Below are 23,208 nucleotides of genomic sequence, written 5' to 3'. Positions count from 1 at the left end.
CATGAATATAATCAGTCGAATAAATAATTAAACCCGATTTTGTACTGTTGCTGGCGCGATTTTGAATTACCAGAAACTGTAACGTCATCGACTTCAAGATAGGGGCGGAACTGTTTGAAATACCTTACCGCAATTTTGAACTGCTGTTCGGTATCCGTCTTTTTCCCGTTATAAACGGCATACTGATTGGCTGTGAATACACCATTTTTATAACTCCAGGAATCATTAATGTTATCGCCAATAAAATAGTTAAACACATAGCTCAGTTGCAGATGCGGGATACCCGAGTAACTCACCCCACTGTCCAGACGATGGCGGCCAGTATCAGAGCGAGAACGGTAGACTTCACCGGCGTGCCCGTATTTATCAGACTTACTGATGGTGTTGTAACGGTAATCACGCGTCAGCTTTTTCAGCTCGTAACGGTAACGCCCATAGACTGACCATTCCTTGTTAATAGAATAACTTAGCCTGGTGCCTGGTTGATAAGTCAACGAGGTATTTCCAAAGGAAAACTCCATTGATGGTGTCAGTGTGGCCCGACGTTCCAGTAGCCTGAAGTCTTTCTGGAGAACCAGGCCACCAGATCCACCCTGCATATCATCATAAGCGACATCATAATTGCGGCTACTGCCCGCAGAGGTACCAAACTTAACTTCGAAATGCCATAACTCGGGCGTTTTGTGGATAAGTTTTAACGTATCGTGATGGCGCCGGTCTGTTGTTTTAAATTTATGTTCATACTGGAAAGTTGTTCTGCCATCAGCAGCCAGTAGTGAACAGGGAATACAGCCAATCATAATACCGATTGTGAGCTTATTTATGATACAACCTTTCATGACATCCTCTTTATATTGTCGGAAAGGGTGCTTACGCACCAGAAATATCATAAATCCCAGAGGTAATTTTATAGTTATATGACTCATGCTGTGCATAACAAATGGCACAGTTAATAATAAACTCGCCCGGTAAAAGAACCAGAAGGCAGCGAGATCTTGTTATTTTGACCATGGGTGATTAGTCAGGGCTTCAGAAACCTCTTTACGATTTTTGACCTGCGTATGATGCATCAAAAGAAACATCGTTTTAATTTAAAATTTACGATATTTCATTTTTGTTTCTATATTTGTGACCATGCTCAACATTAAATAACAATCGGAATTTTTTTAGTCATTTTTCTTATAATGAGAACCTGCCATAAGCGGAATATTTACTGTCTGCCACTCACATCTGGCAGATGAAGACTGAGGAAGTGCCACAGAATGCCGATATATACTTAACTGTATGCCAACTACCCGGCCCATGAAGGAGGCTCCATGCGTACCTGGTTCGATAAACTGACAGGCAAGAATAAACCGCCCCGGTTTACGAAGAGCTGGGCCCCGGAGCGGGAAGCGATTTACCACTGGATGGGCACCTGGCAACGTAGCCTGCACCGCGAAGAGATGGCATTGCCCGATGAGCCGCCCGCTGAAGATGAAAGTTTGCGCTGGGCACCTGGCGCACTGGACGGTACGCTGGCATGGCATACCGGGCAGCCGGACGATGTGCGCCAGAAAGTCGGCCTGGTTATTCATGCACTCCAGGCGGTGCTGGCTGTGCCCTCCGACGAGGTGGCGGTGCAGAGCCTGTACCGTTTGCTGAATGAAGGCTATCCACTGAGCTATATCGATGCGCTGCTGCAAGAAATCGCCAACACCCGAACTATCTCCGCCGAACGCCTGCGCTGGCTTGCTGAGTGGCTGGCAACACAAGCGCCAGACCGCAATGTGGTGAAAGTCGCAATGGCGTTGCTGATGTTTTTCCCAGGCGAACGGAGTGTCTCTATTCTGACCACTCTGGGCGCACATGATGAATTTACGCTCTATGCGGTAGTGGCGTTACGCGCCATGGTAAGCCAGGAAGAGTACGCCCAGGTATGGTTTACACTGGCACAACAGGCTGAAGGCTGGGGGCGCATTCACCTGATTGAGCGCTTACCCACTCCATTACCCGATGAGGTTCGCCACTGGCTGCTGCGTGCAGGCTATAACAATACCGTCATGAATGAATACACCGCCTGGCATTGTGCCAGCGGTGGGGATTTACCCCAGGCATTGCAGGAAGAACAGGACGAAGCACTACTATTGGGGGCGGCGGGTATTATTCAGGCGCTGATTGCTGGCGGCCCCGCCCGTGATATGCGTAATTATGACGATAATGACCTGCTGTGCACTCGCTGGTTGCAGCGAATACACACCCTGCCGCCTGCCAATTTGCACTATTATCTGTGTGCCAGTGCTATTGCCAACTGGGCTGCACACCAGGCAGAGGAAGATACCGACAACGCACCGCGCTGGCTGGATTTACGCCATCTGGCCGTAGATGTTCTGGCTAACCCCGGCTGGGCAGATTGTATTAGTGAAGAATTTGAGCAGCCAGACTGGTCGCGTTTTTACCTGGCGGTACAGGCAAGCCAGTGCCGTGGGGAAGACCCCTGGCCCAAAGTGTATGAACGCCAGAGTCGTTTTCCGGATGAAAGCCACTGGTATACCTTGCTGCAAACTCACGCCAGGGAGCGGGCCAGCATGGTTCAGGCGCTGGCAGAACAGCAACTGAACCTGGCGCAGATCGCCAGCGGTCCTTCGCTTGAGGCCGGGATCGGCACCGGCTGGCATGATCACCATGTTCTGGATGGGATCTTATATGGGTTGCAACGTTTCCCGGGAGTGGGGTGGTCACTGGTGGATGCAGGGCTATACAGCCCGCTGATTCATAACCGTAGTGTGGCGTTGCAAGTGCTTGAAGCCTGGTCATTACCGGAAGACACACGCTGGCGGCTGGAGCATTTATTACGTGTTGAGCCAGACGATGAACTGCGGCTGCGTATTAGTGAGCAACTGGCAACATTATCCACTGCATAACATTTTGTGCTGTTTTTCTGACGGGCACAGGGCCGCCTGGCTGTGTGCCAGCCAGCACCCGCTCTGATACGGGTGTTGAGGTAAGTATCCGGGCCTGGTAAAGCACGGATAAAAGCGGGTTTGTATTCTGCCAGTTACTGCGTTATATCCCTTAGCACACAGAATTCACCATCCTCATCACAGGAGAGACCATGACTAAAGTTGCAGTGGTTTATTATTCTGGCTACGGTCACACCAAACTGGTAGCAGAAAACGTTGCTGAAGGTGCTCAGGCGGAACTTATTGAGATTGACCAGGAAGGTAATATTCCTGAAGCCGCATGGGACACGCTGCAGGCTGCCGATGCCATTATTTTTGGTGCGCCGACCTATATGGGTTCAGCCCCGTGGCAGTTTAAGAAATTCGCCGATGCCAGCTCCAAAGCCTGGTTCACTCGCGCCTGGCAGGATAAAGTTTTCGGTGGTTTCACTAACAGCGCCAGCCTGAATGGCGACAAACAAGTCACCATGATTGCCATGCAAACCCTCGCTGCGCAACATGGCGGGATTTGGGTAAGCCTGGGCCAGATGCCGGCAAATACCCTGGCATCTACCCGTGATGACGTGAACAACCTGGGTGGCTCCGCAGGCCCGCTGGTACAGTCTCCTTCTGATGCCGGTGCCGATAAAATCCCCGCTGGCGACCTGGAAACCGTTCGCCTGTACGGTGCCCGTGTTGCCTCTATCACTGCACGCCTGAAATAAGCCTCATCACCTGACGTAATCCTCTGGCGCAGTTACCTGATGCCGGGGGGTTATGTATTTGGATACAGTCTCCTTACACTGTTAAAAGTGAACCCGCAGTAACAGTCATCTGCCAGCACAGAGCCAGTTGCACGCCTCAACGATTCAGAGGCCACACCCGTTTGTAATATCTCAGCAAAAATCAAAGAAAACAGACAACGCACAAATCCCCCAGCCACACCATACAGCACAAAAAAACAGCTACTCGCAGCGAGTGTTGTGTCGCGTAAGACCGGTGAACCGGAGAAAGGAAGACAAGGTTATTCCGCCCGGATGGCGGAATAAGGCGAACCGAGGCAGGGATGCCGAGTCGAGCCGGCCGCAGGCTGACTGCCCGGAGGTGAACGCAGTGCGCAGCACCGGTCGCCCGCGAAAACGGGGATTGCAAAGGGGGCGAGCCCCCTTAGCCCGTTCACTGGCTGTGAAGCCACATTAACCTCATCACTTTAAGTGAACGGAATTTTCACGCCAGCCCGGGTGAACGGAAACAACCACACTGCAAGTGAACGGAACAATCGCACCAGCCAGGGTGAACTGACCCCGCTCTGCCAGCACTGAGCAAATTGCGCGCCGTGGTAACCACACTGCTTTCTCTCACCACCAGCGCCCGGCGCCCGCAGGGGGCAATGGCCCCACCCCCTTTTGTGGCCGGCAAAATCGCCGCTTCGCGGACATTCGGCTTACCCCGGCGGCCTGTTCGGGTACCGCTCCGAGTCGGCCTCCTGCCTCCCGTCGCTCTGCCTGCGTCCTGCAGGCAGCCCCGGCCCGCCAGGCACGCCTCAACGATTTAGAGGCCACACCCACACCCGCCTTTAATATCTCAGCAAAAAACATCAAAAAGACAGACCAGACACAGAACTTACAGCCACTCAGCACAACACAAAAAACCCCGCTACTTGCAGCGAGGCCTGTTCGCGTAAGACCGGTGAACCGGAGAAAGGAAGACAAGGTTATTCCGCCCGGATGGCGGAATAAGGCGAACCGAGGCATGGATGCCGAGTCGAGCCGGCCGCAGGCTGACTGCCCGGAGGTGAACGCAGTGCGCAGCACCGGTCGCCAGCGAAAAACCGGATTGTTAAGGGGCGGGCCCCTTAACACGTTCACAGGCTGTGAAGCCACATTAACCACGCCACTGGAAGTGAACGGAAACAGCTGGCTCCACTGCAAGTGAACGGAAACCCCCGCCCCACGGGCAAAAAACACTACTCACTCTCTAACACCATCTCCGCATTCGCCACATCATCCCGGCGCGACTTCGTCGACAGAAAATAGAGATAACCCGCAACCATAAAGGCAATAAACAACCCACCAATTTCCGGGTTAAACCACAACATCGCCACCAGGCAAATCACGGAACAAACCAGCGCGATTGCCGGAATAACCGGGTAACCTGGCGCACGGTAACTGCGCTCCAGCTCCGGTGCGCTGCGGCGCAGGCGGAACAGGCTCAGCATACTCATGATATACATCACAATGGCACCGAACACGGCCATGGTTATCATGGCGGCGGTCAGGCTCATGCCTTGCAGGTTCACGCCATCACAGAAAATCGCGATGATACCAATCACACCACCGGCCAGAATTGCACGGTGTGGTGTCTGGAAGCGGGAAAGTTTTGCAAGGCCGTGAGGCAGGTAACCGGCACGGGCCAGCGCAAAGAACTGGCGAGAATAGCCAAGAATAATCCCGTGGAAACTGGCAATCAGGCCGAACAGGCCAATCCACACCAGCATATGCATCCAGCTGGAGTGCTCGCCAACAATCATTTTCATTGCCTGCGGCAGCGGGTCGTTAATGTCGGACAGTTTACGCCAGTCGCCTGCGCCACCTGCCAGCAACATCACACCAATTGCCAGTACCACCAGAGTAAGAATACCGGTGATATAGGCGCGTGGAATGGTGCGTTTCGGGTCTTTCGCTTCTTCTGCGGCCATGGCAGCCCCTTCAATCGCCAGGAAGAACCAGATAGCGAAAGGAATGGCGGCAAACATACCGGAAACAGAACTCAGTGAGAAACCATCGCTGCCTGCCCAGCCATGGGCAACAAAATTGCTCATGGTAAACCCGGGGGAAACCACGCCCATAAACACCAGCAGTTCGATAACCGCCAGAATGGTGACCACCAGTTCGAACATGGCAGCCAGTTTTACGCCCAGAATATTCAGCCCCATAAAGACGATATACGCGCCTACCGCCGCATATTTCGGGTCCAGCCCGGGGAACTGCACATTCAGGTAAGCACCTATCGCCATGGCAATAGCAGGTGGTGCAAAGACAAACTCAATCAGGGTTGCCATACCTGCAATCAGGCCGCCCGTATCGCCAAAGGCTTTACGGCTGTAGGCAAACGGGCCGCCGGCCTGCGGAATGGCGGTAGTCAGCTCGGTAAAGCTGAAAATAAAACAGGTGTACATTGCAGCAATAAACAATGTGGTAATCAAAAACCCCAGTGTGCCTGCCACTCCCCAACCATAGCTCCAGCCAAAATACTCTCCGGATATGACCAGACCCACGGCAATACCCCACAAGTGCAGGGCACCCAGTGTGGGCTTAAGTTTTGTCGTCATATTTGTATCCCCGTCAGTTATCGTCGTTGTGTGAACGCGTTATTTTGTGAACGTCTTATTTTGCGAATGTTGGTGCGTTTGCTCTCTGATAATGCCGCCAGTGCGGTGGGGAAAACTTGACATCAGCGCGTCGATTCTTGCGCGCTGATGTCAAGTTGACGGAGAAAAGCGGCGTGAATAGTGGTCTGGGTCAATTTTTGCGGCTGTAGTGTCAAGCGCGACAAGGGGAAATAACTTCATGCTGAATGCACCCTGAACCAGACGGACAATATTCATGAGTGCAAAACAGTATGACACCCTGGACAACACAACTCTGACACTACTGGCGCAGCAGGCACTGCGCCGTTACCCGGCACCATTGCAGGGCGAAATCCGCCTGTTATGCCGTTCTGAAAACGCCACCTTTGTAGTGACTGCCGGGGGGAAACGCTATGCCCTGCGCCTGCACCGTGGCGATTACCATGAAAAAGTGGATATCGAAAGCGAGCTATTGTGGCTGGATGCCCTGCGCGAAGCCGGTATTCCGGTGCCAGAGGCGCTGGTTGACTGTGAAGGTGTGCGGGTACAAACATTGCCGCTGGCAGGCGGGCAGGTGCGCCATGCTGTTTTGTTTCACTGGATTGACGGTGACATGCCAGACACCGGCGTGGATCCCAGGGCTTTTCGCCAGTTGGGGGAAATTACCGCACGGTTGCACCAGCACAGCAGGCAGTGGCGCAAACCGGAAGGTTTTCGGCGTATTTTGTGGGACCACCCTTCAATGGTTAGCGCAGAAGGGCACTGGGGCGACTGGCGTGATGCACAAGGGCTTACCCACCACAACCATGACGTGGTGGATGCAGCTCTGGCGCGTATTCGCCATCAACTCAATGAATATGGCCAGGATCAGGCGCGATTTGGGCTGATCCATGCCGATCTGCGCCTCACCAATTTATTGCTCTGGCAGGGCGAAACCCGGGTAATTGACTTTGATGATTGCGGCATGGGCTGGTATCTCCATGACCTGGCTGCCGCCATCAGTTTTGTGGAGCACCACCCGCGGGCTGAGGCCTGGGTGGAGAACTGGCTCGCCGGTTATGAGCAAGTGGCGCATATTTCTGACGCGGATATCGCTGTGGTCCCTGCATTATTGATGCAGCGCCGTATACAGCTTACTGCCTGGGTGGCCTCTCATGCACAAACAGAGATGGCACAAAGCCTGGGGAGTGAATGGGTTGGGCATACAGTGCGTTTGTGCCACCGTTTTATGGAAGAAGAGTCTCTGTTGCCTGTTGGGGCATAACGTTTGCTGCAGTGGCCCTTGTGATGCACCGTGATGACCGGGTGCACTACGAGTGGGCAGCCAGGCTCCCGGGCGCGCGCCAGCAGGGTGTTCTGGCTGCTAACTGATTGATTCTGTTTAACCCCATAAGTGGTACGAATATTGCTCTCACTTATCCCATTCATTAACAGGTAAAGGTGAAGCAATGATGACAACGCCTTCGCTGCATTCGGCGCTCTCCGGCTCGCTTAACAGCGCAGCAGGGGGAAATATGGGGGTTCTGTCTGCCGCCGCCTCCGGTCTGGGTGATTTTATTAGCCAGTACGGTGGTGATGCAGACCGGGTGTTTGGTATCAGTGGCGTCGACCCCGAATTGCTTGCCAGCCCAACACTCAGCCTCGGGTTGGTTAATTATTGCCGGGTAATGGAAGAAGCTGCGCATAACTCAGGTTTTGATAATTTCGGTTTACACTACGGACGGCAGTTTAAACCGCAGTCATTAGGCCTGATTGGCTATATCGGTTTGTGTTCCGGCACACTGGAACAGGCGCTGCATAACGTGGCAAACGCGTTTCCGTATCACCAGCACGACACCTTAGTGCGCATGGTAGATAAAGGCGATTGCTGGCGGCTGGATTACCAGGTGCGCCATGGCGCAATTCTTGCCCGTCGCCAGGATGCCGAGCTGACGTTAGGCATGTTTATGAACCTGATTCGCCATGCTATGGGCCCGCACTGGGCACCACGGGAAGTGCATTTTGAGCACCCGCGCCCGGAACAGTGGCACGAACACTGTAAACTGTTCGATGCGCCAGTGTATTTTGAGCAGCCTTTTAACTCGCTGATTATCCCTAAACGTGAGCTTTCCCGGGCCATGCCAGACAGCGACCCAATGCTATTGCTGGTGATGCAGGATGCTATTCGCCGCCTGAACAGCCGGGTGCCCAACCAGGGCATCGTTGACCAGACGCGCACGCAAGTGCACCTGCAACTGGCTATGGGTGAACCGGCACTTGACGATGTCGCGGAAAAAATGGGCCTGTCTTGTGGTTCACTGCAACGCCGGTTACGTGAGCAGGGCGTGAGTTTTACCACGCTGGTGGATAAAGTTCGCTGTGAAATGGCGACGCACTATTTACAACAGAACCAGTTACCGGTGTCGGAGATGGCACTGCTACTGGGGTATTCAGAAGTGAGCGCGTTTTCCCGCGCGTTCCGTCGCTGGTTTGGGGTAAGCCCACGCCAGTGGCGTAAAGGTGAGCAGGTTCTGGCTTACCGGGAATGATAAAGCAGCCGGGAAGAGTGGGTTCTCATCCGTCGGTGTGGCTTTTATCTGGGGAAGTTACTAAAAGAAAAACAGTGGCATTAATGTAAGCGTGCCTGTTGAGACGCGATAAAAAAATGCGTCCGGGGCTGTTCGTCACAAGGACACCCCCGGACGCATCAATTCACTTATTCACTTTGGTTGAGATGGCGGTGCCGCCCGGAGCCATGTTTTACAATGGTGGCAGCATTATCGTGAATGACCAGTTTGCGGTGGTTCGACAACCAATGATCCTGCCCTAATAACTGACGTGCCTGACGATTCGTCTTCATGCATTCTCCTTACGTTGTATAAAGATGTTAAGGATACTTCGTGTTATCAGAGCGCCTGGCCGAAACCAGGCGCGGCCTTACTGTTATGCGACGCTTACACCTGGTGTTCAAGTGCTTTACTGTTGCTGTTTGTGATCGCAATCCGCTGTGGTTTCTCTTCTTCCGGAATTTCCTGTAGCAGGCTGATAGTGAGTAACCCTTCGTTCAGCGCAGCGCCGGTGACGGTGACACTGTCTGGCAGGCTGAAGCTGGAACGGAAGCTGGCGCGGCTGATTCCGCGGTGAATCCAGCTCTCTTCGCTACCGCCTTTTTCTTCTTCATGCTTACCGGAAATAGTGAGCTGCCCACCGGTGGTTTCAATTTGCAGTTCGTGTTCTTTCCAGCCTGGTACACTCAGAATTAAGTCGTAGCGGTTATCGCCGGTACGTTTGATATCGTAGGAAGGTGCGCCACTAAGTGGTGCATCGCCAGTCAGCTGGCTGAACAACCGGTCAATTCGGTTGAAGCGGTCAGGGAACAGTGAATCTGAAAACAATGGGAATAAAGACAAAGCATTACGTGCCATGATTAACCTCCTGAACATAGTCAATATTCAAAAAGCAGTTCATGTTTTGTGGTGGGGGTTGTGCCCCCTCCGCAATGAAATATAGGGTGGCTGGTGTTTTTTTCAACCCCAAAAAAGTGAAATTTTTTTGTCGCCAGCCCCGGCCTTGCTGGCCGGGGAGGTGAGCACAATTATTGTTTGGCAGATAGCGCGTGAATCACAAAAGGTACGGAGTCACGTAAGGACGGGTTAACCGTTCCACTGTGGTCCAGCCCCGGGTATTCACGGATTTCAACATCTGTTCCGGCGGCTTTCACCGCACTGGCAAAGTGCTGCTGCATGGCGGTGGGTACATTGATGTCATTGCCGCCAATGCCAATAAATACCGGGTGGTTAATATGCAGGGTTGGGTAACGCAGTGTGGGTGTTTGCTCAACCAGAACCGACTGAATCGCGGGTTTCAGGCTGTTGGCTGCATTGAGTTTTTCAGCCATAACAGCCTGGGTGAGTGGTGTGATGCACAGCTTACTGGCCTCATTGAGTAACGGCAGGGCTTTTTGCTGAAAATCATTTTCCGGTTTCAGTGCCGGGTTGTGGTCGGCGGCGGAAAGGTAAATATAAAACGCATAAGGAATCTTCGGATCACCGCCATCCCCGGTTGATTCACCGGTGAAGAGTTTATCGGCAGAAAGTGTGTCATCAAAAAAAGGTGTGCCGGTTAACACGGTGGCGCGTACATGCAGTTCTGGCGCGTAGTCAGGCTGCCAGCCCGCGGTGGAAAAGGCCGCATGCGCCCCCTGAGACTGCCCAACCAGCACCAGTTTGTTAGCCAGCGGAAAGTTTTTCAGTGCCGCCCGCACGCTGTCCAGCACACTCCAGGCTTCTGCCCGGGCGTTCAGGTAATGATGTAACCCGGAAGAGCCCAGCCCTGCATAATCGGGTGCAACAACTGCAAACCCCAGCGATAACCAGGTATTCAGGTACTGGCTGTCTCTGGCAGTACGCGGGTTCAGTGATGGCGCACAATCCCGGCCCACACCCACGGTTCCGTGTGTCCAGACCACTACCGGCCAGCCACCGTCCGGCATTTTGCCATGGGGAATAAACAGTGCGGCGGTGTCTTCGCGCGGGGTTTTCCCGTCCACGCCACTGACTGAGTGGTAGGTTATCAGGTATTGCTCAGCAGCTTCCTGTAAGCCGTGGTCGGCAGGCAGTGCGACTTTGTTCACCAGCTCACCAGCAGTGGTATCGGGAGCGGCGGCATAAGCCAGTGAAAAGGTGAAAGGTAATAATGCAGGCAGCGCCCAGCGCGCCAGTGAGTGAGGTATCAACATAGCGTGTTCCCTGTTTGTGGCTACAAGACCGCCACCTGGCAGTCAGTTTTCAGGGGGTAAGTGTAGCGAAATTAACCTGCTTATGCCGTTTTTCTGCCTGGAATATTGCTTATTCCTGGTGGGTTCTCACTAGCTTGTGGTGGTGGGTGTGCTAAATGGGGGCAACCAGGCTTTGTGTATCGACATCTGAAATAATATGTGTGACATCATCCAGCATACCGATTTTGACTTCGCTGGAGCGGTTGAATTTGCTTTTATCTACCAATAATAAAGACTGCCCGGCGCGTTTAAGCAGAACAGATTTAAACTCCGCATTATAGATATTGGAATCCCAGAGTTGCCCCTGTTGGTCCACGCCTTCACAGGAAAAAATAAACAAATCGATCTCCAGTGATTTTAACTGATGTATCAGGCCATTATTTAAGTAACAGCCGTATTTTCGCTGTAGTTGCCCCCCGGAGATAATCAGGTTGATTTGTTCGTGTTTTCCCAGTTCGTGGCAAATAGGGTGGCTGTTGGTAAATACGGTGAGTTCAATATCGGGTAACTGGCGAGCCAGGTACCAACAGGTTGAGCTGGCATCCAGCGCGATAACCATGCCTGCATCTATCCATTCCATGGCTTCACGGGCAATATCCGCTTTATGGGCATAATGACTTTTCAGCCGGATATGAAAAGGGTCCCCGCTGTCATGGTTTTCCCGGCGAATGGAGCGGGCGCGCCCATGGCTGCGTTGTATTTTCCCCTGAGCCTGGAGTTCGCCTAGATCGCGCCGAATGGTTTCCTGGCTGACATGCAATTTGCTGGCGAGCGCGCCGGTCGTCAAACTTTGGTACTGCATCAGTAATTCCACAATAGCCTGGTGGCGCGCTGGTTTCATGTTGGTCTCCGGTCTGTTCAGGAAGCACGGCTCTACAGAGGGGTTACCCCTTTTTTTAACAAGATATTGCCATATTTGGCGCATTCTCCTGTGATAACAATGGCAAAAGCGTTTTTCGCCCGTTCATAAAAAGCAAAACGTTCAATACGAATTATCTCCGGGCAGGGAAGTTGTGCTGATAACGCCTTGCGGTAACGAACTTCTACTTCCGGATCCAGCGTATCGCCTTCTACGGCAGCCATCATAATTAACGGCGGTGCGTAGCTGTCCAGCTCGAATAACGGAATAATGGCACGCAGTAAATCACTGACCATTAACCCGTCTGCGCGGATCACCTGTGGGCCAATGCTGTGAGCCGGAAAGTGGGCATCTGAAAAGATAATTTCATCCCCGTGCCCCATTTCAGCAAGGACTTTCAGCAGTTCGGGGGAAATCAGTGGTGATATTGTTTTTAACATTGTGTTCTCCTTGTGGGGTTACTGCACGGTGGCAGATGCCACACTGCCAGAGGCCATAGCCTGCGGGGTTTCCGGGTAAAAGTAGCGGTAATGGAAAGTGACTTGTGCTCTGGCCTGCCCGGCGCTGCTGAATTCCCCTGCGCCATACCAGGCAAACATGGCCGCGCCGCAAACGGTGGTTTCTGCTTCGTCGAGCACTTTGACCGGAATGCCCAGCGTATCGGCTTTGATCTGGTTCCACAGCGTATTCCTGCTACCGCCGCCTACCATCAACAATTCCTGGGTGTGGAAGCCACCAATACGTTCGAGTATCTGTAGATTGTTTTTCAGGGACAGGCTCAGGGATTCCAGTGCCGCCCGGTAAAAATGCCCGCGAGTTGTATTGAGTGAAACACCCTGCCATCCGGCCTGCCCGCCTGCCAGCAAATCACACATCATCTGTACGCCATCACAGCCGGGGGCGATTCTGCGCGCTTCATCGACTATCTGTGACCACGGTGTATCTGCCTGCCAAAATAATTTGCGGATCCATTCCAGCGTACCCGATGCCAGCCACTGCATGCCGGGATTGAACAAACCGGGAATACTGTCTGATTCACAGGTTGTGCCACTGTGGCGGGTGAGCCGGGCGGTATCAAGGTGTGGTGTGCGTGCCATCAGAATTTCCCAGGTGCCGGAAGAGAGCACCGGTTCATCCTGCGCAGCCCCCGCGCCGAATAGCGCGAACTGCGTATCATGCCCGGCAGAAATGACAGGTGTATGCGCCGGTAAGCCAAGTTGTGTAGCGGCTTCGGGCAGCAGTGTGCCCACCAGGGCTCCGGCATCAACCAGTGGCGGAAACAGGTTTTCTTTCACGCCAATCGCCTGAAGAATGTCACGGCTGAATGTCCGGGTGCGGATATCCAGCAACTGGCTGGTACCCGCCATGGTCATATCGGTTGTCAGCTTCCCGGTTAGCCGGTGGTTAATCAGTGAAGAAATAAACAGCCAGGCATGGGCCTGTTCCAGTTTCTCCGGGTGATTCTCTTTAAGCCACACCAGTTTATGAATGGTATTAAAGCCAAATTCCCCCACACCACTGATTGCCTGGCGGCGCACCAGCGGCATTAACTGGTCGGTGTGAGCAACCATGCTGGCTGTGCGCGGGCATTTCCAGCTAATAATGGGATACAGCATATTGCCCTGTTTATCGACCAGTGCGCCATCCACGCCAAAGGTTGTCACTGTGACAGCCCGAAGGGTGCAATTTGCCAGCGTGGTGCCAAGTTGTTGGCAGCACAGGGCAAAATTTGCAAGGATGGCGTCCAGAGACCATAAGTGCCAGGTTGGGTTTTCCGGGGAAGGAATGCTGGTGTTTTCCGTCGTCGCCCGGCCAACAATGTGGCCTTGCTTATTAACGGCAATCGCCCGGATATTGGTTGCACCGCAATCCAGCACCAGAATGATGTCTTGTTTCATACTCACTCCAGACAAGTGCCTGGCCCTGCCGCAGGGGCGGCAGGGCGGGCAGGTTCACGTGTATACAATTAACGTTTATACAGCGGCCCATAGTTCTGGCAGGCGCGGTAATCCTGGCCTTCACTATCCATACCGTGTGCAGACCAGCTGGACGGGCGATAAATATTTTCTGGTTCAACGTTGTGCATGCACACAGGAATGCGCAGCATGGACGCCAGGGTGATAAAGTCTGCGCCAACATGGCCGATGGTGAGCACGCCATGGTTCGCGCCCCAGTTCGCCATTACCGAGTAAACATCTGTGAAGGGGCCATTGCCGGTCAGGCGTGGAGCAAACCAGGTGGTTGGCCAACTGGAATCTGTGCGTTTGTTCAGGGCATCGTGAACTGCCTCAGGGAGTTCGACACTCCAGCCTTCGGCAATTTGCAGCACCGGGCCCAGGCCTTTAATGATATTGACGCGGGTCATGGTGAACGGAATGCCGCCTTCAGTCAGGAAGCAGGAAGAGAAGCCACCGCCACGGAAATACTCATGGATGGCAGGGCACCACTGTGTGGCGGCAAGGCAGGCATCAGCTTCCTGCTGGCTGATTTCCCAGTGAGGTTTAATGGTGGGTTTACCTGCGCTGTCTCGTTGTTTACCAGTGCCATCCAGAGCGGCAGAGCCTGAGTTAATCAGGTGAATAATCCCACTGGCTGCATGGCCGGTGAGCGCCTGGCCGGTTACCCGTTGCACCGCTTCTGGTGACCAGTAAGTGCGCACATCAGCAAAGATTTGCGCTGTACCGGTCAGCTGGTGGCCAAGCAACATTGCCACACCATTGAGGCTGTCGTTTTCTGTGGCAATAACACAAGGCTCGCGAACACCGTTCCAGTCAAACGAACTGTTCAGCAAGGATTCTGCGGTATCGCCGTTAGTGTATTGATCTGTCCAGTGGCGTTGCCCCTGGAAGCCTGCGGCAATCGCGTTATAACCTAAAGATTCCTCAACCCGGCCTTTTTCAGCCAGTTTAGGGTTGCCGTGCATCATGTCGCGGATGCACATTGCCATCAGCAAACCTTCTTTAAGTACCGCATGGTGTTGTTCTGCATTGCGCTGGTACTGTTTGGCGTTTTTATCTTCGCCATAGCGGAAGTTTTTATCTGCCCATGCCAGCGCCATTTCCAGTTCATCTTCATCATAAATTTTCTGGTCAATGCGACGGCGCAGTTCAGTCATATCCACAGCCTGTACTTTCATACCAAGCCAGGATTCGAAGAAGTTATGGTCGACAATTGAACCGGCAATACCCATCGACACTCCGCCCAAAGAGAGGTAGCTCTTACCTTTCAGCGTTGCCACCGCCAGGCCTGCCCTGGCAAAACGCAGGAGTTTAGCCTCCACATCTGCCGGGATTGTGGTGTCATCTGCATCCTGTACGTCATGGCCATAAATAGAAAATGCCGGGATCCCTTTTTGACTGTGTGCGGCGAGCGCGGCAGCTAAATAAACGGCACCAGGACGCTCGGTTCCGTTAAAACCCCAAATGGCTTTGGGCCGGGTGGGGTCCATGTCGATGGTTTCACTGCCATAGCACCAGCAAGGTGTTACGGTAATAGTCAGCCCAACATTGAGCTGGCTGAATTTTTCTTCGCAGGCTGCGGCTTCCGCCATACCGGCAATGCAGGTGTCGGCAATAATACACTCCACATTCGCACCGCTGGCGTGGCGTAAATGCTCACTTAACAGCGCGGCGGTAGACTTCGCCATATTCATTGTTTGTTCTTCCAGTGATTCACGCACACCCATACGGCGGCCATCAATCACCGGGCGGATACCAATCTTAGGTAAGTTATTCTTTTTCATTGAAAACTCCTTAACGTAATCAGGAATACAGCGTATTAGTTTGTTTGTTCCCCGGAACGGAAACGGGCGAAAATAAAGATCACAGCGAAGCAAAGAGCCGGAACCAACTCTGCACTGGGGATATTCCCTGCCGCATCACTCACGAAACCCATAATGGGTGTCACGATACCGCCGCCAATAATGGTCATCACAATGAAAGAGGAACCGTATTTGGTGTCGGAACCCAACTGGCGGATACCCAGTGAGAAAATGGTGGGGTACTGAATGGACATAAAGGCGCTGCACAGTGTGAGTGCCAGTAACCCAACATGCCCACCGGTAAAGGCGGAAATCAGGCACAGTGCCATGGAAATGAAGGCATAGGTTGCCAGCACTTTTCCGGGTGCGAAGCGGCGAATTAACCAGGTGCCAGAGAAACGCCCAATAAAAAAGCACACCATAGTGCCGGTCAGGTAATTGGCGGCAAAACCAGGTGTCATACCAGGGATTTCTTCAATAGCGTAGCGAATCAGGTAACTCCAGCAGGCTGTTTGTGCACCGACATAACAGAACTGTGCCAGTACTGCCCACCGCCAGTGGCGGATATGCACCAGGCGCCGTAACGATGACAGGAATGAGCTCTGAGAAGCGCTCTCGCTGTCTTGCTGTTCACTTTGAATGGCCGGGAAACGGGTCAGCATAATGAACAGGGCGACCAGCAAAACAATAGCGACAATAATCATGTACGGTGTCTGAACTGCCAATACCAGGCTGTGTTTATAGGTCGCCAGTTGTTCTGTGGACATCCCGTCCAGTACTGATTGTGGCTGGTGAGGCACATGCGACAGAATTAAACTCTGGCCAAACACGACGGCAATAATGGCACCGAAAGAGTTAAACGTTTGGGCGAGATTAAGGCGAAAATGCCCGCCTTCTTCTGGCCCTAATACAGTGACAAACGGATTAGCCGCAGTTTCCAGGCAACCCAGCCCGGCGGCAATAATAAATAACCCAAGCAGAAACAGTGTATAGTTCATCGCTTCTGCTGCAGGCCAGAATAAAGCAGCACCAATGGCATACAGAAATAATCCTGTAATAATACCTGCTTTATAACTGAGCTTTTTCATCAATATCCCGGCGGGAATGGGAATGACAAAGTAGCCAAAATAAAATGAAGACTGAATCAACCCTGCCTGGAAATTATTGAGGGTAAATGCCTGCTGAAATTGTGGTAAAAGAATATCATTAAGATTATTTGCCACTGCCCAGAGAAAAAATAATGAGCATAACAACGCAAACGGAATGATGTAACTTTTACTCTTTTCTCCGGCGGCTACCCGGTAGCTTTGAGATTGCAGAGAAATATTGCCCATAGCGTCCTCGTTAGTTCTGATATGTTCAACAACCAAGGCGAGCGCTGTCTGGTGGCCTGCCAGAAAGCGCAAGAGTAAGCCCGGCTCGCCCCTAACAGGGTGTGTCTGTCTTCATGTGGCGGCTGAACTCTGGAGACCATTCTCGAATAAAAAAACTGGCTGAATATGAAGCTGGTCACAAATAAGGTCTTTTCCATTATATTGTGTGAGTTGTATCACTATTAATGCCGATCTTTCTTCTGTTTTTAATTTCCATATAAAAATGCGCGATGACCGATTTTTGATCTTTTTATTCAAACGGTCATTTCCTCTCATAAATGACCGTTTGAATAAAAAATAATTTAAACCAACATTTTTTATTTGTGTTTTTATCAGGAAACTTTGTTTATTGATGATAAGGCTTGATGGCGGTCACAAAATAAACCTGAGACATTTTATAAAAAAATAATGAATCTGAAGATACAGGCAGGTTTTTCAAAAAGTCGCGAGTAAAACGTGGGATGCGTTATTTCTCAGCATCAGAAAATTAAGAGAGGTAGATAATGGAAAGAACAGTGTTGTCCAGGCAGATTATTGATACCTGTCTGGAAATGACGCGCCTCGGTCTCAACCAGGGAACCGCAGGTAATGTCAGTGTTCGCTTTCAGAACGGTATGTTGATAACCCCGACCGGCATTCCGTATGAGAAGCTAACCACAGACCAGATTGTCTTCATTGATGAGCAGGGGCATCACGAAGAGGGGAAATTACCCTCCAGTGAATGGCGCTTCCACTTGTCGGCCTACCATACGCGGCCTGATGTTAACGCAGTGGTGCATAACCATGCGGTGTATTGCACCGCCGTCTCCATTCTGAACCGGCCGATTCCTGCTATTCATTACATGATTGCCGCCGCAGGCGGAAATACCATTCCCTGCGCGCCCTACGCGACTTTTGGCACCAAAGCATTGTCCGAGTTTGTGTGTGTGGCACTGAAGAACCGCAAAGCCTGTCTGCTTCAGCATCACGGTTTAATTGCCTGTGAGGTGAATTTGGAAAAAGCGCTGTGGCTGGCCCACGAAGTGGAGGTACTGGCGCAGCTATACCTGACCACGCTGGCGATTCAGGATCCTGTTCCCATTCTTAGCGATGAAGAAATTGCCATTGTGCTGGAAAAATTCAAAACCTACGGCCTGAGAATAGAAGAGTAGCGTACCGCTTATAGGGAGGACTATGTCATGGCAAACCGAATGATTCTGAATGAAACCGCCTGGTTTGGTCGTGGGGCCGTCGCCTCGCTGGCGGGAGAAATAAAACGCCGGGGCTTCACCCGGGCATTGATAGTGACAGATAACCCGCTTATCCAGTGTGGCGTTGTAGGCAAAGTCACCGGGCAACTGGACCAGGCTCATTTACCCTGGACACTCTACGCCGACGTTGTGCCAAACCCGACTATCGAGGTGGTGCAGGCCGGTGTTGATGCCTTTATTCGTAGCGGTGCTGATTACCTGATAGCCATTGGCGGTGGTTCACCGCAGGATACGGCGAAAGCAATCGGTATTATTATCAATAATCCTGAACACCAGGATGTGCGCAGCCTGGAAGGGTTGTCTCCCACTCAGCGCCCCAGCGTGCCAGTGATTGCCATTCCCACCACAGCGGGAACCGCGGCGGAAGTGACCATCAATTATGTGATTACCGACCGCGAACGCCAGCGGAAATTTGTCTGTGTGGACCCGCATGATATTCCCGCCGTCGCGCTGGTGGACGCCGATTTAATGGACGGCATGCCTGCGGCATTAAAAGCATCAACGGGTGTGGATGCGCTGACCCATGCTATAGAAGGCTATATCACTAAAGGTGCCTGGGCATTAACGGATGCCTTGCATATTAAAGCCATTGAAATGATTGCCGGTGCTTTACGTGGTTCAGTGGCAGGTGATCCGGCTGCTGGCGAAGCGATGGCGTTAGGCCAGTATGTGGCAGGGATGGGATTTTCCAATGTTGGGCTGGGGCTGGTACATGGTATGGCGCACCCTTTAGGGGCGTTTTATAACACTCCACATGGTGTCGCTAATGCCATTCTGTTGCCTCATATCATGCAATACAACGCGGATTACACCGGTGAGAAATACCGTGATATCGCCAGAGCGATGGGTGAAACGGTGGAGGGTTGCACGCTGGCAGAGGTGCGCAATAAGGCGATACAGGCTGTTTTATCGCTGAACCATGATGTGGGGATCCCGGAACACCTGCGCGATGTTGGCGTGAAAAAAGAAGACATTGACCACCTGGCTCAGGCCGCACTGGACGATGTGTGCACCGGAGGAAATCCGCGGGCAGCCACTCTGAATGAGATTCGCGCGTTGTATCATCAGGCATGGTGATGGTTTTTTGCGTGGTGTTTACCGCGTTTATGATCACAAGAGATAGAGAAAAAGGGAAAATTTTTTTCCCTTTTTGTTTTAAATTTCAGAAGCCTGACTGGTGTCGGCAATGTTATTTACCCGGTGGCGATTATTGCCCGTAGTAGGCATTTTTCCCGTGTTTGCGTAAATAGTGCTTATCCAGCAGGGTTTGCTGCATATCCGGTAATTGTGGGGCGAGCTGGCGCGAGAACAACCCCATATATGCGCACTCTTCCAGTACCACTGCATTATGAACGGCATCTGCGGCATCTTTTCCCCAGGCGAATGGGCCATGGGAATGCACCAGCACAGCCGGAATCTGCAGGGGATCAAGGTCGCGCTGTTCAAACGTCTCGATAATCACATTACCGGTTTGCAGTTCGTAATCCTGTGCGATTTCAGCATCATGCATCAGCCGGGTGCAGGGTACTGCGCCGTAGAAATAGTCTGCCTGTGTGGTGCCCCAGGCGGGTAAATCCAGGCCTGCCTGTGACCAGATTGTCGCATGGCGGGAATGGGTATGCACAATGCCGCCAATGCCCGGAAAACGGCGGTACAACGCCAGGTGGGTGGCAGTATCAGAAGAGGGTTTCTTTTTCCCTTCCACCACGGTGCCGGTTTCCAGATCAACCACCACCATGTCATCGGCTGTCATCATGTCATACTCTACGCCTGAGGGTTTGATAATCACCACACCCTGCTCGCGGCAGACAGCGCTGACATTTCCCCAGGTAAATGTGACCAGCTGGTGTTCAGGAAGCGCCAGGTTGGCGGCCAGCACTTCATTTTTTAACTGCTCTAACATGGAAATCCTCCTTCCTGCATACGTTGTTCAATCCACTGGCGAGCCTGAATAATTTCCAGCACCGGCTCCTGGGCTTTCTCTGTCCACATCTCAATTAAAAAGGCGCCGCGATAATTCAGCTCTGCAAGGGTTTTGAAGATGCCGACAAAATCGACACAGCCCTGGCCAAAGGGCACATCACGAAATTGCCCCGGGCTGTCTGCGGTGACAGCCAGCGTGTCTTTCAGGTGAATGGCGGCAATGCGGTTAATCCCCAGACGGAGTTCACTGGCAACGTCATTCCCCCAGGCGCTGAGGTTGCCGACATCCGGGTAAACACTGAACCAGGGGGATGCAAGTAAGTCGTCCCACTTTTTCCATTTGGTAATGGAGTTCATGAACTCGGTGTCCATGATTTCCACAGCCAGCATCACCTGTGCCGCCGCTGCCTGCTCAACAGCCCAGGCCATGCCTTCAGTGAAATAACGCAGCGTGGTTTCATCGTGAGTTTCGTAATAAACGTCATACCCGGCTAACTGGATGGTGCGGATCCCCAGGTCGCGTGCCAGCCTGATAGCCTGGGTCATAATGGTTCTGGCGCGCTGGCGAATGGCTTCATCTTTGCTGCCAAAAGGGAAACGGCGGTGTGCGGACAGGCACATCGACGGTATAGATACACCGGTTTCCAGCATGGATTCCACCAGGGAGGCTCGCTGGCTGGCAGACCACTCCAGGCGGGATAAGCGCTCATCGGTTTCATCGACTGACATCTCGACAAAATCAAAGCCACAGCTTTTCGCCAGCACTAACCTTTCCGGCCAGGTGAGGTTTTTGGGTAAGGCTTTTTCATAAATACCGAGTGGATGCTGGCGCATTATTTGCTCCCCCAGATGGCCTGAATTTGTTGGTGGAAGGCACTGGCAACGGCTGGCGGGTTGGGGTTATCAACCAGTGCTCGCCCGGCAATAAATGCGCGCACCGCGATATCACGGAACAGGTGCAGGTCGTCAGGGGTGATGCCGCCGGTAATCGACAGTTCCAGGCCAATATCCGAGAGTGCTTTCATGCGGTTAAGATCCGCCTCGCTCCAGGTTTGCCCGCTGGCCTGAGCATCCCGGCCCCGGTGGTAAATCGCCTGGCGAATGCCGGCTTTATACCAGGCGCGGGCATCATCGAAAGTCCAGTTGCCAAATAGCTCAATCTGGATATCGCCCTGATGCTGTTTGGCAACGGATAATGCTTTTTCCACTGTTGCCAGGGGGGCTGCACAAATCACGGTCATCCAGTTGGCACCCGCCGTCATCGCCTGTTGGGCCAGCGTTTCTCCGGCATCGGCCACTTTCCAGTCGGCTACCACGATTTTTTCCGGGCAACGAGCCCGTAATTCGCGCACTGCGTGCAACCCTTCAGACAGGCATAAAATGGTGCCAGCCTCAATAATGTCCACATGGTGATGCAGCTTTTCCACATCCTGGAGTGCAGATGCCAGGCTGGTGTGGTCCAGGGCCAGTTGTAACAAGGGTTTCATGCGATAGATTCCTTAGCACGTTGAGATGCGGCGCAGCGAGCGTGAAACTGCTGCATGGCATCAATCAGATATTGGTAATGCTGGTATTTATGTTGATAGCGCGCGTGAGCATCCTGGTCGGGGGTCAGGCGGTGAATAGGGTGATTCAGGTGCTGGCAGGCAACCTGAAATGAGGGATACACGCCACTACCCACCAGGGCGGCGAGTGCGGCGCCAAGGCAGCCGGTTTCTTCCACCTGGGGTAATTCCACGGTTAATCCGCTGATGTCGGCAAACATCTGCATCCAGACGGCAGAATGTGCCGGGCCACCGGTTATGCGTAAGGTGCGGGCCTCGGTAAAACGGGTTTGCATACGGTTCAGGTGAGTCATATGGCTGAAAACTACACCTTCATAGACGGCCTGCAGCAGGTGAGCCCGCTGGTGAATCGCCTGTAACCCATAGAACCCGGCAGTCATTTCCAGCCCGGCATTGCTCCCATACAGAAATGGCAAAAAGTAGACATCTGAACCGGCCTTCGGCAGGCTGGCGACTGCGTTATTAATCTCGTCAAAAGAGAGTGAGCCCCACTGGCTCGTGAGCCATTCGAGATTGCCGGATGATGTGGGGCTGGCTTCATGGACAATATAGAGTCCCGGGTCGGCGTAGCGGCCATAGACATAACGGTGAGCTTCGTGGGGATGAATCCCGGATGTCACACCGCTGGTAACGGCCCAGGTACCCATAACGGCATTGAGTGTGTGTTCATCCTGTAATCCGGCACAGAGTGCGGTGGAAACCACATCAAACAGCCCCCCCACTACAGGCGTGCCTGCAGCGAGACCGGTCAGGGAGGCGGCATGAGCGGTGATTTCCCCGCATATTTCTGCCGGGCCAACAATTGGCGGTAGAGCGGGCATGATTTCTTCAATACCCAGCATTTGCGCCAGTTTGGGGTCATATTCACCCCGCGCCATGTGGTACAGGTTCGATTCGGAGATATTGGTTTCTTCTGCGCTTTTTACGCCTGTCAGGCACCAGCGCAGATAATCGTGGCCCATCATCACGCAGCCAATGTTCTGGTAGCGTTGCGGCTCATGGTCCTTAATCCAGCGCAGTAATGATGCCGGGTGGCCGGTCCATAACGTCTGGCGAGTTTCAGGATAGAGCCGTTCAGGCATACCTTCCTGTTGCCACTGGCGTACTTGCGCCATAGCCCGACGGTCTGAGGAGAGAATGGCATTGCCGAGAGGCTTATTCTGTTTATCGAGCAGAAACAGCCCCTTACCCTGAGCAGAAATACCAATCGCCTGAATTCGGGAGCCATTTACCTCTGCCCGGGTCAGTAACTGACGAATGGTACTGGCGCACTGCTCCCATAACGCGTGCATATCGCGCTCAGCGTATCCAGGTTGTGGGTTGAGGGTGGTCAGTACGCCTCGCTGGATAGAGTGCTCTTTGCCAGCGCGGTCATATAACCCGGCCTTCAGATAGGTGCCGCCGCAATCAATACCCAGCCATAAAGGCTCGCTGTGTTCTCTCATCATCGGT

Annotated in this window: 20 protein-coding genes; 6 read left to right on the top strand and 14 right to left on the bottom strand. The window is 52.8% G+C overall.

Annotated elements, in window-relative coordinates; all coding sequences use genetic code 11:
* Nucleotides 1-11: 11 nt before the first annotated feature.
* Nucleotides 12-839: an oligogalacturonate-specific porin KdgM family protein gene (locus DES37_RS17325; protein WP_036108871.1), complete on the bottom strand. Its 828-nt coding sequence runs from the start codon at nucleotides 837-839 to the stop codon at nucleotides 12-14.
* Nucleotides 840-1,316: 477 nt separating this feature from the next.
* Between DES37_RS17325 and DES37_RS17320 the strand changes: the two genes are divergently transcribed.
* On the top strand, nucleotides 1,317-2,903 hold the full coding sequence (locus tag DES37_RS17320; protein ID WP_110027026.1) for a hypothetical protein: 1,587 nt from the start codon (nucleotides 1,317-1,319) through the stop codon (nucleotides 2,901-2,903).
* Between the two features lie 191 nt (nucleotides 2,904-3,094).
* Entirely contained in the window at nucleotides 3,095-3,646 is a 552-nt protein-coding gene (locus tag DES37_RS17315; RefSeq protein WP_110027025.1) for a flavodoxin family protein, read from the top strand.
* A gap of 1,241 nt (nucleotides 3,647-4,887) precedes the next feature.
* Here the strand turns inward: DES37_RS17315 and eat are convergent.
* Nucleotides 4,888-6,252, bottom strand: a complete 1,365-nt coding sequence (gene eat, locus DES37_RS17305) for an ethanolamine permease (RefSeq protein ID WP_036116622.1) — start codon at nucleotides 6,250-6,252, stop codon at nucleotides 4,888-4,890.
* Between the two features lie 274 nt (nucleotides 6,253-6,526).
* Here eat and DES37_RS17300 point away from each other — a divergent pair, with 274 nt between their 5' ends.
* Both DES37_RS17300 and qhpR read left to right on the top strand, forming a co-directional pair.
* Nucleotides 6,527-7,534 (top strand): phosphotransferase enzyme family protein, encoded by a 1,008-nt coding sequence (locus DES37_RS17300; protein ID WP_110027023.1) that lies wholly within the window; start codon nucleotides 6,527-6,529, stop codon nucleotides 7,532-7,534.
* 187 nt (nucleotides 7,535-7,721) lie between these two features.
* Nucleotides 7,722-8,798 carry an AraC-like transcriptional regulator QhpR gene (gene qhpR, locus DES37_RS17295; RefSeq protein WP_211320564.1) on the top strand — a complete coding sequence of 359 codons (1,077 nt, stop codon included), beginning with the start codon at nucleotides 7,722-7,724 and terminating at the stop codon, nucleotides 8,796-8,798.
* A gap of 167 nt (nucleotides 8,799-8,965) precedes the next feature.
* Here qhpR and sra read toward each other — a convergent pair whose 3' ends face one another.
* From sra to fucP, 8 genes are all read right to left on the bottom strand, one after another.
* Nucleotides 8,966-9,109, bottom strand: coding sequence for a stationary-phase-induced ribosome-associated protein (sra, locus tag DES37_RS17290; RefSeq protein ID WP_072007014.1), 144 nt, complete (start codon nucleotides 9,107-9,109; stop codon nucleotides 8,966-8,968).
* 94 nt (nucleotides 9,110-9,203) lie between these two features.
* Entirely contained in the window at nucleotides 9,204-9,674 is a 471-nt protein-coding gene (locus DES37_RS17285) for an Hsp20 family protein (RefSeq protein ID WP_110027019.1), read from the bottom strand.
* A 170-nt stretch (nucleotides 9,675-9,844) separates the two neighbouring features.
* On the bottom strand, nucleotides 9,845-10,981 hold the full coding sequence (locus DES37_RS17280) for an alpha/beta fold hydrolase (protein WP_036116724.1): 1,137 nt from the start codon (nucleotides 10,979-10,981) through the stop codon (nucleotides 9,845-9,847).
* 157 nt (nucleotides 10,982-11,138) lie between these two features.
* Complete coding sequence (gene fucR / locus DES37_RS17275; RefSeq protein WP_036116630.1) at nucleotides 11,139-11,867, bottom strand: L-fucose operon activator; 729 nt, start codon at nucleotides 11,865-11,867, stop codon at nucleotides 11,139-11,141.
* 32 nt (nucleotides 11,868-11,899) lie between these two features.
* Nucleotides 11,900-12,325, bottom strand: coding sequence for an L-fucose mutarotase (gene fucU, locus DES37_RS17270; protein WP_036116632.1), 426 nt, complete (start codon nucleotides 12,323-12,325; stop codon nucleotides 11,900-11,902).
* An 18-nt stretch (nucleotides 12,326-12,343) separates the two neighbouring features.
* Nucleotides 12,344-13,783 carry an L-fuculokinase gene (fucK, locus tag DES37_RS17265; RefSeq protein WP_110027016.1) on the bottom strand — a complete coding sequence of 480 codons (1,440 nt, stop codon included), beginning with the start codon at nucleotides 13,781-13,783 and terminating at the stop codon, nucleotides 12,344-12,346.
* A 68-nt stretch (nucleotides 13,784-13,851) separates the two neighbouring features.
* Complete coding sequence (gene fucI / locus DES37_RS17260) at nucleotides 13,852-15,627, bottom strand: L-fucose isomerase (protein WP_110027014.1); 1,776 nt, start codon at nucleotides 15,625-15,627, stop codon at nucleotides 13,852-13,854.
* 35 nt (nucleotides 15,628-15,662) lie between these two features.
* Complete coding sequence (fucP, locus tag DES37_RS17255; protein ID WP_036116728.1) at nucleotides 15,663-16,979, bottom strand: L-fucose:H+ symporter permease; 1,317 nt, start codon at nucleotides 16,977-16,979, stop codon at nucleotides 15,663-15,665.
* 542 nt (nucleotides 16,980-17,521) lie between these two features.
* On the opposite strand from fucP, the gene fucA reads away from it, so the two are divergent.
* Both fucA and fucO read left to right on the top strand, forming a co-directional pair.
* Nucleotides 17,522-18,169 (top strand): L-fuculose-phosphate aldolase, encoded by a 648-nt coding sequence (gene fucA / locus DES37_RS17250; RefSeq protein ID WP_036116635.1) that lies wholly within the window; start codon nucleotides 17,522-17,524, stop codon nucleotides 18,167-18,169.
* Between the two features lie 27 nt (nucleotides 18,170-18,196).
* The gene (gene fucO / locus DES37_RS17245; protein WP_110027012.1) at nucleotides 18,197-19,345 is read left to right on the top strand and encodes a lactaldehyde reductase; all 1,149 of its coding nucleotides are present in this window, start codon (nucleotides 18,197-18,199) and stop codon (nucleotides 19,343-19,345) included.
* Nucleotides 19,346-19,475: 130 nt separating this feature from the next.
* On the opposite strand, the gene araD is transcribed toward fucO, so the two are convergent.
* The 4 genes from araD to DES37_RS17225 are packed head-to-tail and all read right to left on the bottom strand — an operon-like array spanning nucleotide 19,476 to nucleotide 23,201.
* Nucleotides 19,476-20,171 (bottom strand): L-ribulose-5-phosphate 4-epimerase, encoded by a 696-nt coding sequence (gene araD, locus DES37_RS17240; protein ID WP_110027011.1) that lies wholly within the window; start codon nucleotides 20,169-20,171, stop codon nucleotides 19,476-19,478.
* Nucleotides 20,165-21,025 carry an L-ribulose-5-phosphate 3-epimerase gene (locus DES37_RS17235; protein WP_110027009.1) on the bottom strand — a complete coding sequence of 287 codons (861 nt, stop codon included), beginning with the start codon at nucleotides 21,023-21,025 and terminating at the stop codon, nucleotides 20,165-20,167. Before DES37_RS17235 ends, araD begins: the two co-directional genes overlap by 7 nt.
* A complete protein-coding gene (ulaD, locus tag DES37_RS17230; protein ID WP_036116643.1) occupies nucleotides 21,025-21,678 on the bottom strand; it encodes a 3-keto-L-gulonate-6-phosphate decarboxylase UlaD in 654 nt (217 codons plus the stop codon). Before ulaD ends, DES37_RS17235 begins: the two co-directional genes overlap by 1 nt.
* Complete coding sequence (locus DES37_RS17225) at nucleotides 21,675-23,201, bottom strand: FGGY-family carbohydrate kinase (protein ID WP_110027053.1); 1,527 nt, start codon at nucleotides 23,199-23,201, stop codon at nucleotides 21,675-21,677. The genes ulaD and DES37_RS17225 overlap by 4 nt, the downstream gene beginning before the upstream one ends.
* Nucleotides 23,202-23,208: the final 7 nt, after the last annotated feature.

The sequence above is a fragment of the Mangrovibacter plantisponsor genome (assembly GCF_003182475.1).
In the GTDB taxonomy this organism is placed as follows: domain Bacteria; phylum Pseudomonadota; class Gammaproteobacteria; order Enterobacterales; family Enterobacteriaceae; genus Mangrovibacter; species Mangrovibacter plantisponsor.
Note: the sequence above shows the minus strand (reverse complement) of the source record. Positions and strands in the feature narration are given on the sequence as shown.

Bases quoted from the DNA above. Each gene is read 5' to 3' on its own strand.
- fucK (WP_110027016.1), bottom strand. From the start codon at position 13,783: ATGAAACAAGACATCATTCTGGTGCTGGATTGCGGTGCAACCAATATC.
- sra (WP_072007014.1), bottom strand. From the start codon at position 9,109: ATGAAGACGAATCGTCAGGCACGTCAGTTATTAGGGCAGGATCATTGG.
- DES37_RS17325 (WP_036108871.1), bottom strand. From the start codon at position 839: ATGAAAGGTTGTATCATAAATAAGCTCACAATCGGTATTATGATTGGC.
- DES37_RS17225 (WP_110027053.1), bottom strand. From the start codon at position 23,201: ATGAGAGAACACAGCGAGCCTTTATGGCTGGGTATTGATTGCGGCGGC.
- araD (WP_110027011.1), bottom strand. From the start codon at position 20,171: ATGTTAGAGCAGTTAAAAAATGAAGTGCTGGCCGCCAACCTGGCGCTT.
- qhpR (WP_211320564.1), top strand. From the start codon at position 7,722: ATGACAACGCCTTCGCTGCATTCGGCGCTCTCCGGCTCGCTTAACAGC.
- fucP (WP_036116728.1), bottom strand. From the start codon at position 16,979: ATGGGCAATATTTCTCTGCAATCTCAAAGCTACCGGGTAGCCGCCGGA.
- DES37_RS17320 (WP_110027026.1), top strand. From the start codon at position 1,317: ATGCGTACCTGGTTCGATAAACTGACAGGCAAGAATAAACCGCCCCGG.
- ulaD (WP_036116643.1), bottom strand. From the start codon at position 21,678: ATGAAACCCTTGTTACAACTGGCCCTGGACCACACCAGCCTGGCATCT.
- DES37_RS17300 (WP_110027023.1), top strand. From the start codon at position 6,527: ATGAGTGCAAAACAGTATGACACCCTGGACAACACAACTCTGACACTA.
- DES37_RS17285 (WP_110027019.1), bottom strand. From the start codon at position 9,674: ATGGCACGTAATGCTTTGTCTTTATTCCCATTGTTTTCAGATTCACTG.
- fucU (WP_036116632.1), bottom strand. From the start codon at position 12,325: ATGTTAAAAACAATATCACCACTGATTTCCCCCGAACTGCTGAAAGTC.
- eat (WP_036116622.1), bottom strand. From the start codon at position 6,252: ATGACGACAAAACTTAAGCCCACACTGGGTGCCCTGCACTTGTGGGGT.
- DES37_RS17235 (WP_110027009.1), bottom strand. From the start codon at position 21,025: ATGCGCCAGCATCCACTCGGTATTTATGAAAAAGCCTTACCCAAAAAC.
- fucR (WP_036116630.1), bottom strand. From the start codon at position 11,867: ATGAAACCAGCGCGCCACCAGGCTATTGTGGAATTACTGATGCAGTAC.
- fucA (WP_036116635.1), top strand. From the start codon at position 17,522: ATGGAAAGAACAGTGTTGTCCAGGCAGATTATTGATACCTGTCTGGAA.
- fucO (WP_110027012.1), top strand. From the start codon at position 18,197: ATGGCAAACCGAATGATTCTGAATGAAACCGCCTGGTTTGGTCGTGGG.
- fucI (WP_110027014.1), bottom strand. From the start codon at position 15,627: ATGAAAAAGAATAACTTACCTAAGATTGGTATCCGCCCGGTGATTGAT.
- DES37_RS17315 (WP_110027025.1), top strand. From the start codon at position 3,095: ATGACTAAAGTTGCAGTGGTTTATTATTCTGGCTACGGTCACACCAAA.